Here is a 12,229-nt window from a genome sequence, read left to right on the forward strand (position 1 = left end):
AACCAAAGTCTTCCACCAGGCTCTGACAAAGACCGCCACCCAAAACCCCTATGTGGAAAACGGCGGGACCGTCCGGGGCGAAACGGAAACGGCGGCACCAAGGCGGTGCCGCCGTCGTACGCGTCCAAAGCCAGCCGCGCCGGTCCTATGCCTCCGCGATCACCGCAACACTCCCCGCGGGAACCGTGCCACCAAACTCCTTCCCGGTCAGGAGGTCGGTTCCCGCGGCTGACACGGCCGCAGCCGAGCGCGTGTGGTTAATGGCGAAGAGGAAACGCTGCCCGTCGGACGAACGCCGGCGGACCAACTCCACGCCGGGGTCGGCCGCGGCGAGGGGAGCCACGCCGGATTCGGCCAGCAGCCGGTCCACGAGTGACTCGATGCCGTTGGCATCCGGGAACGTGGCCAGGTACCAGGCGGCCCCGGACCCCACTGCCCGCCGTGTCAGGGACGGTACGTCCTCGAGCGGATATTCCGTGAAGGCCTGTACCGCCTCGGCGCCGGCCAGATGCACATGCTCGCTCCAGACCGAGGACACGCTGCCGTCGCTCAGCTTGAGCGAGGAATCTGCCAGCAGCGGATGGAACTCCTCCACCCGCACGCCCAGGAACTCCCGGAACGCCCCCGGATATCCTCCCAGGCGTACATGGTCCTGCCCGTCCACAATTCCGCTGAAGTAGCTCACCAGGACTGTGGCGCCGGCGGATGCAGCGGCGGCTATGTTGGCGGCGTCGGCGTCGGACACCGAGTACAGCGTGCACACCAGCACCAGGTCGTAGCCCTCGAGGGAAGCGGAGGGATGCACCAGGTCCACCGGGATGCCGCGCAGCACCAGGGACCGGTGGAAAGCCCGCAGCAGGTCCAGGTACCGGACATCGATGCTGGGCTTCGAATCGATTTCACTCGCCCACCACGCCTCGTAGTCAAAGACGAGGGCAACGCTCGATTCCACGCGCGACCCACGCACCGGCGCCAGCCGCTTCAACGCGTCCCCCAGCTCCACCACTTCGCGCCAGACGCGGGTATCGCGCCCCGCGTGCGGGACCATGGCGGAGTGAAACTTCTCGGATCCCGCGAAGCTCTGGCGCCACTGGAAGAACATCACGGCGTCCGCGCCGCGGGCCACATGTGCCAGTGAGTTGCGGAGCATCTCCCCGGGCATCTTGGGCTGGTTGCGCGGTTGCCAGTTGACGGCCGACGTCGAGTGTTCCATCAGGATCCACGGGTCGCCGCCCGCAATGCCCCGGGTGAGGTCCGCGCTGAACGCGAGTTCCAGGTGCCGTTCCGGGTCCGCCGCCACCAGGTAGTGGTCGTTGGCGATCACGTCCAGGTCCTTGGCCCAGTCGAAGTAGTCCATCGACTTGGTGGCGCTGGAGGCCATCAGGTTGGTGGTACACGGAATATGGGGTGTCACTTCACGCAGCACCGCCACCAGGTCGCGGTAGTAGTCCATCAGCGCCCAGGAGTTGAACCGCTGGAAGTCGAGCTGCTGTCCGGGATTCAGGGTGGAAGGCGCGACGGCGGGTGGCAGGATCTCATCGAAGGAGCCGTAGTTCTGGGACCAGAATGCCGTGCCCCAGGAGGCGTTCAGGGCATCGATGCTCCCGTAGCGGCGTTCCAGCCACATGCGGAAGGCGGCGGCGTCTTCCTCCCCGTAGAACTCGGAGACGTGGCAGCCAAGTTCATTGTCCACGTGCCAGAGGGCCAAAGCGGGGTGGCCCTTGTACCGTTCGGCGATGGTGCGGGTGATGCCTTTGGCATAGCGGCGGTACACGGCCGACGACGGCGTGTAGTGCCGCCGCGAGCCCGGTCCCAGCACGGTCCCGTCAGCCGTGACCGGCAGGATTTCCGGATGCTTGCGCACCAGCCAGGCCGGGGGAGCGGCGGTGGCGGTGGCCAGTGCCACCTTCACGCCGATCCCGGCGAGATTGTCCATGACCTCGTCCAGCCAGCCGAAGTCGTACCGGCCCTCGGCGGGTTCCAGCAGCGCCCAGGAGAAGATGCCGACGCTGAGGAAGTTGACGCCCGCTTCCTGCATCAGTTCCAGGTCCTCCAGCCGTACGCTGGCCGGCCACTGCTCGGGGTTGTAATCGCCACCGAAAGCGATGCCTTCGATGTTGCTCCAGACGCTCGGTGCACTCGTGGTTTCCTGCCTGGTCATAGGACTCCTTTGTCTGCCCGCGAATGATAGGTGGCTGATGTCAGACCTTTGGAAAACGCTTGCCCAATGATCGGATAAGCGTTATTGTATCGTTTCAGAAGCCGTGTTAGCCAGCTCACTACCTCCATTCGCAGGTGGACCGGGCAAGCACACATCGAGCAAGGAGGCTCCCGTGATCAACAGAAGGCATTTCCTCACAACCGTGGCCGTGGGTACCGCATCCGCCGCAGCCCTGTCCGCTTGCGGGAACGGGTCCAGCTCTTCGGGGCAGACCGGGACCGCGGACAAGCCGGTCACCATCAACTACACCTGGTGGGGCAACGACGACCGTGCCGAGCGCACCCGCAAGGCCATCGCGCTCTTTGAATCGAAGAACCCGGACATCAAGGTCAACGGCAACTTCACCGACTTCGCCGGTTACTGGCAGAAGCGCGCCACGGAGGCCGCGGGCGGCGGCCTGCCCGACGTCATGCAGTGGGACCTGTCCTATCTGCGCGACTATGGCCAGCGCAACCAGTTGCTGGATCTGAGCACTGTCAAGATCAACACTGAAGCGTTCGAGAAGTCACTGCTGCCGTCCGGCCAAATTAAGGGCAAGACCTACGGCATCCCCACCAGCACCAACGCCTTCGCCGTCTATTACGACCCCGCCAAGCTGGCCTCGCTTGGCATTGCCGAGCCCGACGGCAGCTGGTCGTACAAGGAATTCAACGACTTCCTGAGCCAGGTGGGCAGCAAGAGCAACGGCGCCCTCTACGGTGGCACCGATTACACCGGCGTCTGGTGGATGTTCAACATCTGGCTCCGGCAGAACAACATCCAGGCCTTCACCCCTGAGGGCAAGCTGGGCTTCGGTAAGGACGACCTGAAGAAGTGGTGGAACCTCACCGCAGGCCTGCGCGGCACCGGTGCCATCATCCCCGAGGACCGTGTCACCCAGCTGGCCCCCAAGTCCCCCTTCGGCTCCAACGCCACCGCCACCGAAGTCACCTGGGACAACTTCATGGCCGGCTATTTGGGCGACAGCGGCGCCAAGGAACTCAAGCTCGTGCCCGTTCCGTCAGACAACCAGGACAACCTGGGCCTGTTCCTCAAGCCCTCCATGCTGATGGTGGCCAGCGCCAAGACCAAGTTCAAGGACGCGGCGGCCCGGTTCATCGACTTCATGGTCAACGACCCCGAGGTGGGCCAGATCTTCAAGACCTCCCGCGGCGTTCCCGCCTCCAAGACCCAGCGTGACGGCACCACCTTCGAGGGCACGGACAAGGCCGTGGTCGATTACGAGAAGTCCATCGAGAAGTACCTCAAGGACGCCCCGGAGCCGCCGATTGTCGGCTTCGGCACGCTGGAAGCCTCCTTCAAGCGCATCGCCTCGGACCTGAACTACGGCAAGCTCACCGTCGACGGTGCAACAGACGCGTGGTTCAAGGAAGCCGAAGACCTCATCAAGCAGAACGCCTGAGCAAGCATCAATGCCTGATCTAGGCTCGACTGACGGAATGAACTCGTGACTCAAAGCCCAACCCTGAGCCGGCGTTCCAAGGCGCCCGCCCCCGCACAGCTTCGCAGGTCGAAGCGGAACGGGGCGGACGCCCGTGCCGGCTACACCTTCCTGCTGCCCTGGCTGCTGGGATTCATTGCCCTCACGGTGGGGCCGATGATTTCCTCGCTGTATCTGTCCTTTACGAACTACAACCTGTTCGAACCGCCCAAGTGGATCGGCCTGGACAACTACACCACCCTCTTCCAGGACGAACGCTTCCTGCAGTCCGTGGGCGTGACCCTTGGCTATGTGGTCTTCGGAACCCCGCTGAAACTGGCCGCCGCCCTGGCGGTGGCGATGCTGCTCAACAGCAAGCGCCGCGGCCAGGGCTTCTACCGGTCAGCCTTCTACGCCCCGTCGCTGATCGGCGCGTCCGTGTCCATCGCGATCGTGTGGAAGGCGATGTTCGGCGATTCGGGCCCGGTGGACCAGGGCCTGTCCTTCTTCGGTATCAACCTCGGCGGCTGGGTGGGTAACCCCGCGATGACCATGCCGATGTTCATCCTGCTGACGGTATGGCAGTTCGGCGCCCCGATGGTGATCTTCCTGGCCGGGCTCAAGCAGATCCCGAACGAACTCTACGAAGCGGCGTCGATGGACGGCGCCGGGCCGGTACGGAAGTTCTTCAACATCACCTGGCCCATGCTGTCCCCGGTGATCTTCTTCAACCTGCTGATGGAAACCATCCACGCATTCCAGATCTTCGCGTCGGCCTACATCATTTCCAACGGTGAAGGCGGCCCCGCCGGATCCACCCTCTTCTACACCCTCTACCTGTACCTGCGGGGCTTCAGCGACTTCCGGATGGGCTACGCCTCGGCCATGGCCTGGCTGCTGGTCATCGTGGTCGGCATCATCACCCTGATCTTCTTCCGCACGTCCAGGTCCTGGGTCCACTACAGCGGTGATTCACGATGACAACGACGGCAACCCCCACCCAGTCCGCGGGCGCCCAAGCCGCGGCCTACAACCCGAAATCCGAATCCACCGGCGCGAAACGTGCCAAGAGCATCATCTTCCACGCCGCAGCCCTGATCCTCACGGCCATCGTGCTGTACCCGGGCCTGTGGATGATCGCCTCGTCGTTCAAGCCCAACTCTGAAATCGGCGGGCAAAACACCTCGCTGTGGTCCAACAACTTCAGCTTCGACAACTTCGTCACCGCGATGGACGGGATCGGCGGGGTATCCACCCTGCAGTTCTTCACCAACTCACTGATCCTTGCCCTCGGCGCCGTCGTCGGAACCATCCTGTCCGCGAGCGTGTCCGCCTACGCATTCGCCCGGATCAACTTCCCCGGCCGCAGCCTGTTCTTCGGCATGATGATCGCCACCTTGCTGCTGCCCTTCCACGTGGTGATCATCCCGCAGTACATCATCTTCCAGCAGCTGGGACTGGTGGACACTTACGTGCCGCTACTGATCGGCAAGTTCCTGGCCGCCGACGCGTTCTTCGTCTTCCTCATGGTCCAGTTCATGCGCGGCCTGCCCTCGGAGCTGGACGAGGCGGCAAGGATCGACGGCGCCGGACACGCCCGGATCTTCTTCTCCATCATGCTGCCGCTGATGAAACCGGCCCTGATCTCCACCTCGATCTTCTCCTTCATCTGGAGCTGGAACGACTTCCTGGGCCCGCTGCTCTACCTGAACACCCCCGACAAGTACCCGCTGCCGCTGGCCCTGCGCCTCTTCGTGGACCAAACCCAATCCTCCGACTACGGCGCCATGATCGCCATGTCCGTCCTGGCCCTGCTCCCCGTACTGGTCTTCTTCCTGATCTTCCAGCGATACATCGTCGAAGGCGTCTCCACCCAGGGACTCAAGGGCTAGGCACAATGAAAATGAGCGTCATGGACAGCACCACACCTGGCCCGGGCCACGAACCCATCCCGGTCAACCGGTTCGCCCTGTTCTCCGAAACCCTCCTAACAGGGGTACTGGTGCTGGTGCTGTCCATCCCGCTGGTGACCATCCCGGCCGCCTACGCGGCCGGAACCGCCCACCTGGAGCGGCACCTCGCCGGCCGGGACGACTCCGTCCGGGGCCTGTGGAACCTGTTCAAGGCTGCCCTGCCCGGCAGCTGGAAACTTGGCATCACGACGGCGGCAGCCGCCGTCGTGATTGTCCTCAACCTTCTGCTCGCATGGGTTGGGCAACTGCCAGGCAGCCAGGTTGTCCTGCCTGCCACACTGCTCCTCGCCGCGGCGGGAGCCATTCTGCTGCTGCGCACCGCCTCGGCGTGGTCCGGCGCCACAGGCTCCGGACGCGGAGCCAGGGACACCTGGCGCGCCGCACTGCAGGCAGGCCAGCAAATCTCCGTCCGCGACTGGACCGGTTCGCTGCTGCTCGCGGCCGCGCTGTTCTGCGCGGTGGTGTTCGTCTGGATGCTCGCGGCGTTGTTCGTCGTGGTGCCGGGAACCCTGATCCTCGCTGCCGCCGCAGTCAAAATCCGCTCCACCCGCCAATACTGACCGTGCCTGCCGACCGCACGCGCTCCGGCCAGTCCCTCCGCCCTCCAGAAACCCCGCCCCGCTGGTACCGCCCGCTGACCCAGCACAATTACCGGCTCTTCCTCGGCCTGCAGCTGGCCGGAAGCCTGGGCGTATGGATGCAGCGGCTGGCACAGGACTGGCTGGTGCTGCAGATCTCCGGAAGCCCCGCAGCCGTGGGGCTCGCCGTCGCCCTGCAGTTTCTTCCCATGCTCGTCGTGGGCCCGATCGCAGGGCTGGTGGTGGATGTGTTTCCCAAGCGCCGGATCATGATGGTGTGCCAGTCCGTCATTGTGCTGCTCAGTGTGGGCCTGGCTGCCTGGGCGGCCAGCGGCACCATCACCGTGGCGGTGATCTACGCCAGCTGCGTCGCACTGGGCGTCACCGCTGCCGTCGACCAGCCCACCCGGCAGGTCTTCGTGAACGAAGTGGTGGGCGACTCCGCCCTCCGTCCCGCCATCGGCCTCAACAACGCCCTGTCCCAGCTGGGGGCCATGGGCGGTCCTGCGCTGGGCGGCGTGTTGATTGCGCAGGCCGGTCCGCCAGCGGCTTTTGCCGCCAACGCGCTGATCGGCATCCTCGTCCTGGCGCTGATCGGTGCCATCCGGGCCAGCGAACTCCATCCCAGCCCGCCCGCGGAGCGGGGGCGCGGGCAGGTACTGGCCGGCTTCCGGTACGTCAGGGAAAGGCCCCGTTTGCTGCTGCTGATCCTGCTGGCCGGCCTGCTGGGCGCTTTTGGCATGAACGGCCCTGTGGTCCTGGCAGCGTTCGCGGAGCGTGTGTGGCACAACGGCGTGGAGGGCTTCGGCCTGTTCAACACCGTCAGCGCATTGGGCGCCCTGGCCGGAGCGCTCCTGGCGGCACGGCTGGGGAAGATGGGCCGGAAGGGCATCGTGGCAGCCGCTGCTCTCTTTGGGCTGTCCCAGCTGGTGGCCGCCCTGATGCCCACCCTGGTGCTGTTCGTGGCCATGCTGGCAGTGGTGGGCGTCATGACGCTCCTGTTCTTGACCAGCGCGGCCACCGCGGTGCAGCTGGAGGCCGGCCCGGTGGTCCGCGGCCGGGTCATGGCGCTGTACCTGCCGCTCCTGCTGGGCGGCCATGCGTTGGGCGGACTGCTGGCGGGCTGGCTCACGGAGCAGTTCGGCGTGCGGACCGGCCTGGTGGTCACGGGGAGCCTGGGCATGCTCTCCGCGGGCGTCGTCGGAGTGCTGCTGTGGTGGCACGGCCGGCGCCAGGAGGAAACCACCGGGGAGGCGTGAGAGGTGGCGCGCCCAGCCGTCAGGAAGCGGGTATGTCGAAGGTTTCCGGGCCGGCCGCAGCCCACGGCAGTCCCAGCTCGCTGAAGGTGGCGTGCTCCCGGCCCGCATGCTCCAAGGCCGCTTCGATACCAATGACGACGGCGTGCGCGGCCTCGCCTTCGCCTTCCCATCGGACGGCGGCGGAATCGATGGGCGTGGGCGTCGGTGCCGTGCGGATGGCTTCGAGCACCAGCATGAATGCTCCGCTGTCCATGAGCGGACTGATGAGCGGCACGCCGCCTTTCCGGTGGGCCAGCAGGTTTTCGGTGAGGTCGTCCCGGCCGTACGTCTGCTCCGAGCGGCCGGACGCCGTCTCAACTGTGAGCCGATCCTCCGTGTAGTGGAAGACGGCGGTTCCGGCGGAGCCCTGCAACGTAATGTACGGCTCCACGGACTCGGCGGCGCAGATGGTCAGGGCGCAGGTGATGGGCAGGCCGGCGGCGGTCCGGATGCGGATCACGGAGGTATCGTCCGATTCGATGTCGTTGGCCCGGTACAGCTCGGTCTCGACGGAGGCCAGGTCGGCCGTGGTGCGGGCGCCGGCGATGCGCAGGGCCGTGGCTACGGCATGTGCCAAGGGGTTCGTGGCAACGCCGTCCACTACGTCGACGCCATCGATGCTGCGCTTCCCGGCCCAGCGGGAGCGCTGGTAGTAAGCCTTGTCCCGCACCCACCGGCCCGTGGCGGAGATGCCCTGCAGGGTGCCGATGGTGCCGGCCGCGAGGAGGTCCTCGATGGCTTTCAGCGCATGGGAGCCCAGGCTCTGGAAGCCGATCTGGACGCTCAGGCCGGACGCCCCGGCCGCGTCGCACAGGCGGCGGAAGTCCGCCAGGGACGCTACGGGAGGCTTTTCGAGGTAAAGGTCGGCATCCGCGGCCAAAGCCGCCAGCGCCAGCGGCGCATGGGTCTGGATGGGTGTGGCCACGATGACCAGGTCGAGGTTGTCGGTCCCGGCAAGCAGTTCGGCAAGGTCGCCGAAAACGGCGGCCGACGCCGGGAGCGAGCCGGGTGCCGGCGGGTTGGGGTCCGCCACCGCAACGAGTTCGACGGCGGCGGCAGCCTGGAGGCGTTCAAGGTTCCGCAGGTGGTGGGCGCCGAAGCCGTGAACCCCTACCAGCACCACCCGCGCTGCCGTACTGCTTCCTGCCGTAGTGCTGGAAGCGGCGACGGCTGCGTTGCCGGTGGCTTCAGTTGCGGTTCCCATGGTCCTCCAGTCTGTCCGGCAGGTGCCGGCGCATCGCGGGTGCGCCGTCTCGGCAAGCGCTTTCCAGTTCCAAGTGTGCGGCATGAGGGGGATTGAAGTCCAGAAGTGTAACGATTCAAAAAATAGCTTGACCCACCGTCGGCCTTGCGTCTAGATTTTCGAGAAACCGATTACCAGCGTGACGCGGACCACTTTCCGCCTCGCCCCTGCAACGATGGAGAAGAGAAGGGAGCCGTGCCATGCTGTCCGGAACCTTGAGTGCCCGCGCCTACTCGTTCTTTGACACGCTGGCGTGGATCGCCCGCCTGAACCTGCTGTGGATCGCCTTCACGCTTCTGGGCCTTGGCGTCCTGGGTGCAGGCCCGGCCACCGCTGCGGCGCAGATCATGGTGCGGAAGCGTGCCTGCGGAGCGGCGGCGCCCCTGGTGCGGAGTTTCGCCGCCGGATACTTTCGGAACTTCGGCAGGGCCAACGTCCTGGCGCTGCCGGTGCTGGCCGCAGCCGGGGCACTCGTCCTGAACTGGAACTATTTCTCGCATCGCAGCGGGCCGCTTCCGCAGCTGATGGCGGCCGGAATCTTTGTATCCGGAACCTTCCTCGCGGGGGCCACCTGCTACCTGTTTCCGATGTACGCCCGGTACGAGTTGCCGCTGGCGCAGTACCTGCTGATGTCCCCGCGCTTTGCCGTGCGCCACCTCGCCGGAACCGTCATCCTCCTGTTCGTTTCCGCCGCGGTGTTGTACGCCAGCGGTGTTCTCCCGGGGCTCATCCCGTTCTTCAGTATTGGCGCCTGGCTCTTCCTCACCGGCTGGCTGTGCGACCGCTTCTTCACGGCAAATGACGAAGCCGTCGCTGCTGCCGCGGGGCTGGAGTCTGAAGTGATGGAGCGGCAACCCGCCCTCCGAGGAACCTCTACCGCCTGACCCCTGCAGTCCGTCCGGCCTGCCCGGCGGCCCGAACTGTTGTGAAACGTATCAAAAGGAGGGCCTGGGGCCCTCCTGAACCCCAACGAAGTGGAAAAGGAACAACCATGACCCGAAGGAACCTCACCCTGGCTGCCGCCGTCGTCACCGCCGCAGCCCTGTCCCTCACTGCCTGCAGCAGTGGGGAGACGCCCGCTGCCGACCTCACATCGGTGTCCATCATGGCACCGTTCCTTGAGGCTCAGCCGCCGAGCGCGGACGGTGCCGTCCAGAAGAAGCTGGAGGAGCTTACGGGCAAGCAGGTCAAGATCAACTGGGCGCCGAACGCGTCCTATGAGGACAAGACCAATATCACATTGGCGGGGTCGGACATCCCGCAGGTAATGGTGATCCAGAGCAAAACTCCGGGCTTTGTGAAGAATGCGCAGGCCGGCGCGTTCTGGGACCTGACGGACAAGCTGGATAAGTATCCCAACCTCAAGACCACGTTCCCGGACATCCAGAAGAACGCCAGCGTCAACGGCAAGGTCTACGGGGTATTCCGCGGCCGCTCTCCGATGCGTGCTGCCGTGATGTTCCGCCAGGACTGGCTGGACAAGCTGGGCCTGCAGCCGCCCAAGACCACCGAAGACCTGTACAAGGTGGCGAAGGCGTTTACCGAGCAGGATCCGGATGGCAACGGCCAGAATGACACATATGGCATCACCATTCCCAAATGGGGTTCACTGGGCACCAACAGTCCTTATGACCTGATCGAGGAATGGTACGGCGCAGGCAACCGCTGGACCGAACGTGACGGCAAACTTGTTCCGAGCTTCGAGACCGACGAATTCCTGGAGGCAGACAGGTTCATCAAGAAGATGGTGGACGAGAAGCTGATCAACCCGGACTTCGCGACCTTTGACAGCACCAAGTGGAACGAGCCGTTCCTGAACGGCAAGGGCGGCATCATTGTCGACGTCGATTCCCGGGTGAGCGTCCTGGTCAACCTGTTCAAGCAGGCAGACCCGAACAACTTCCAGAACAAGGTGGGCTTCGTGGGCAACCTCGAAGGACCCGACGGCGAACTGCACGCCCACCCCACCGACGGCTACTCCGGGTTCCTGGCCGTCCCGAAGGCCAGCGTGAAGAGTGAGGCTGAGCTGGACAAGGTCCTGGAGTTCTTGAACACGATGAACAGCAAAGAGGTTCAGATCCTGCTGAACAACGGCATCGAGGGCGTCAACTTCACGGTGGCGGACGCCAAAGCTGCCCCCATCAAGCCGGAAACCCAGGAGGGCAAGGCTGTTTCCACAGACATTAAGAGCTACCTGCAGCTCGCGACGAATGTTGCCGGAAATCAGTTCTACGTGAACAAGCAGCCCACCGAGTACGAGCAGCAGGTCTTCGATAAGCGCACCACCGTGATGGCCGAGGATCTCAAGAGTGCCGTCTACAACCCAGCTGCCCCCTATGTGTCCGAGACCTACGTTGCCAAGGGCGCACAGCTGGACAACATCGTGGCTGACGCGCGGATCAAGTACCTCGCTGGCCAGATTGACGAGCAGGGCCTCAAAGACGCCATCAAGCTCTGGAACACCAGCGGCGGCGAAAAGGTCAAGGAAGAGATCAACAAGCTGTGGCAGGACAACAAGTAGATGGCAGCCCCTGTCATTGAGGCCCGTGCCGGGGAGCAGGTTCGAAAGAACGCGCCTGCTCCCCGGAACCGGGGCAAGTTCTCCGTCCACTTCGCGCACTACAAGTGGCTGTACCTGCTGCTGTTGCCGGGCGTGGTGTACTTCGCGGTGTTCCGCTACGCCCCGATGTACGGCGTCACCATCGCCTTCAAGGACTACGTGCCGTTCCTCGGAGTGAACGGCAGCCCTTGGGTGGGCTTCCGCAACTTCCAGGACTTCTTCTCCAACCCCGACTTCCCCCGGCTGCTGGGCAACACCCTGATCCTGGCGTTCCTCAACCTGGGCATCGCCTTTCCGCTGACCATCATCCTGGCGCTGCTGCTGAACGAGGTTCGGCTGTCCATCCTCAAGCGCACTGTCCAGACGCTGGTGTACATCCCGCACTTCCTGTCCTGGACCATCGTGGCGTCGCTGAGCTTCCTGATGTTCGCCCTGGACATCGGCCCGCTGTTCCAGTTCCTCAATGGCGTGATGGGGACCCACATCGACTTCCTGTCCGACCCCGCCTGGTTCCGGCCGCTGATCGTGCTGCAGGAAATCTGGAAGAACACCGGCTGGGGGACCATCATCTTCCTCGCTGCCCTGGCCACCGTGGACCAGGACCAGTACGAGGCGGCGATCATAGACGGCGCCGGCAGGTTCCGGCGGGTCTGGCACATCACCCTGCCCGGGATCCGCTCCACCATCATTGTGATGCTGATCCTGGCCATCGGGCAGATGCTCAACACCGGATTCGAGCAGATCTACCTGATGACCAACGCCCTGAACCGCGACGTGGCCGACGTCTTCGACACCTACGTCTACTTCGTGGGGATCACCCAGGGCGCCTACAGCTACTCCACCGCGGTGGGCCTGTTCAAATCCGTGGTGGGCATCGTGCTGATCTTCGGCACGAACTGGCTGGCCAAGCGATTCAACCAGAGCGGACTGTTCTAG

General features: G+C 64.7%; 10 protein-coding genes. 8 read left to right on the forward strand and 2 right to left on the reverse strand.

Annotation, left to right across the window (positions count from 1 at the left end):
- Positions 1-145: 145 nt before the first annotated feature.
- A complete protein-coding gene (locus AC3IMC_RS13990; protein ID WP_490919142.1) occupies positions 146-2,161 on the reverse strand; it encodes a beta-galactosidase in 2,016 nt (671 codons plus the stop codon).
- A 172-nt stretch (positions 2,162-2,333) separates the two neighbouring features.
- Between AC3IMC_RS13990 and AC3IMC_RS13995 the strand changes: the two genes are divergently transcribed.
- Genes AC3IMC_RS13995 through AC3IMC_RS14015 form a run of 5 tightly spaced genes read left to right on the forward strand, consistent with a single transcriptional unit; the run spans position 2,334 to position 7,451 of the window.
- Positions 2,334-3,623 carry an ABC transporter substrate-binding protein gene (locus AC3IMC_RS13995; protein ID WP_490919143.1) on the forward strand — a complete coding sequence of 430 codons (1,290 nt, stop codon included), beginning with the start codon at positions 2,334-2,336 and terminating at the stop codon, positions 3,621-3,623.
- A gap of 45 nt (positions 3,624-3,668) precedes the next feature.
- Positions 3,669-4,622, forward strand: a complete 954-nt coding sequence (locus AC3IMC_RS14000) for a carbohydrate ABC transporter permease (RefSeq protein WP_490919144.1) — start codon at positions 3,669-3,671, stop codon at positions 4,620-4,622.
- A complete protein-coding gene (locus tag AC3IMC_RS14005) occupies positions 4,619-5,533 on the forward strand; it encodes a carbohydrate ABC transporter permease (RefSeq protein ID WP_490919145.1) in 915 nt (304 codons plus the stop codon). Before AC3IMC_RS14000 ends, AC3IMC_RS14005 begins: the two co-directional genes overlap by 4 nt.
- A gap of 11 nt (positions 5,534-5,544) precedes the next feature.
- Positions 5,545-6,174, forward strand: coding sequence for a Poxvirus protein I5 (locus AC3IMC_RS14010; RefSeq protein WP_490919146.1), 630 nt, complete (start codon positions 5,545-5,547; stop codon positions 6,172-6,174).
- Positions 6,175-6,176: 2 nt separating this feature from the next.
- Complete coding sequence (locus AC3IMC_RS14015) at positions 6,177-7,451, forward strand: MFS transporter (protein WP_490919147.1); 1,275 nt, start codon at positions 6,177-6,179, stop codon at positions 7,449-7,451.
- 19 nt (positions 7,452-7,470) lie between these two features.
- On the opposite strand, the gene AC3IMC_RS14020 is transcribed toward AC3IMC_RS14015, so the two are convergent.
- Complete coding sequence (locus tag AC3IMC_RS14020) at positions 7,471-8,694, reverse strand: Gfo/Idh/MocA family protein (RefSeq protein WP_490919148.1); 1,224 nt, start codon at positions 8,692-8,694, stop codon at positions 7,471-7,473.
- A 239-nt stretch (positions 8,695-8,933) separates the two neighbouring features.
- On the opposite strand from AC3IMC_RS14020, the gene AC3IMC_RS14025 reads away from it, so the two are divergent.
- From AC3IMC_RS14025 to AC3IMC_RS14035, 3 genes are all read left to right on the forward strand, one after another.
- The gene (locus AC3IMC_RS14025; protein ID WP_490919149.1) at positions 8,934-9,617 is read left to right on the forward strand and encodes a YesL family protein; all 684 of its coding nucleotides are present in this window, start codon (positions 8,934-8,936) and stop codon (positions 9,615-9,617) included.
- A 107-nt stretch (positions 9,618-9,724) separates the two neighbouring features.
- Positions 9,725-11,254, forward strand: coding sequence for an extracellular solute-binding protein (locus tag AC3IMC_RS14030; protein ID WP_490919150.1), 1,530 nt, complete (start codon positions 9,725-9,727; stop codon positions 11,252-11,254).
- Positions 11,255-12,229: an ABC transporter permease gene (locus AC3IMC_RS14035; protein ID WP_490919151.1), complete on the forward strand. Its 975-nt coding sequence runs from the start codon at positions 11,255-11,257 to the stop codon at positions 12,227-12,229.

The organism is Arthrobacter sp. E70 (genome assembly GCF_058266945.1).

What these genes read in the sequence shown, in the direction of transcription:
- AC3IMC_RS13990 (WP_490919142.1), bottom strand. Translation starts at nt 2,161, where the DNA reads ATGACCAGGCAGGAAACCACGAGTGCACCGAGCGTCTGGAGCAACATC.
- AC3IMC_RS14005 (WP_490919145.1), top strand. Translation starts at nt 4,619, where the DNA reads ATGACAACGACGGCAACCCCCACCCAGTCCGCGGGCGCCCAAGCCGCG.
- AC3IMC_RS14010 (WP_490919146.1), top strand. Translation starts at nt 5,545, where the DNA reads ATGAGCGTCATGGACAGCACCACACCTGGCCCGGGCCACGAACCCATC.
- AC3IMC_RS14020 (WP_490919148.1), bottom strand. Translation starts at nt 8,694, where the DNA reads ATGGGAACCGCAACTGAAGCCACCGGCAACGCAGCCGTCGCCGCTTCC.
- AC3IMC_RS14025 (WP_490919149.1), top strand. Translation starts at nt 8,934, where the DNA reads ATGCTGTCCGGAACCTTGAGTGCCCGCGCCTACTCGTTCTTTGACACG.
- AC3IMC_RS14030 (WP_490919150.1), top strand. Translation starts at nt 9,725, where the DNA reads ATGACCCGAAGGAACCTCACCCTGGCTGCCGCCGTCGTCACCGCCGCA.
- AC3IMC_RS14035 (WP_490919151.1), top strand. Translation starts at nt 11,255, where the DNA reads ATGGCAGCCCCTGTCATTGAGGCCCGTGCCGGGGAGCAGGTTCGAAAG.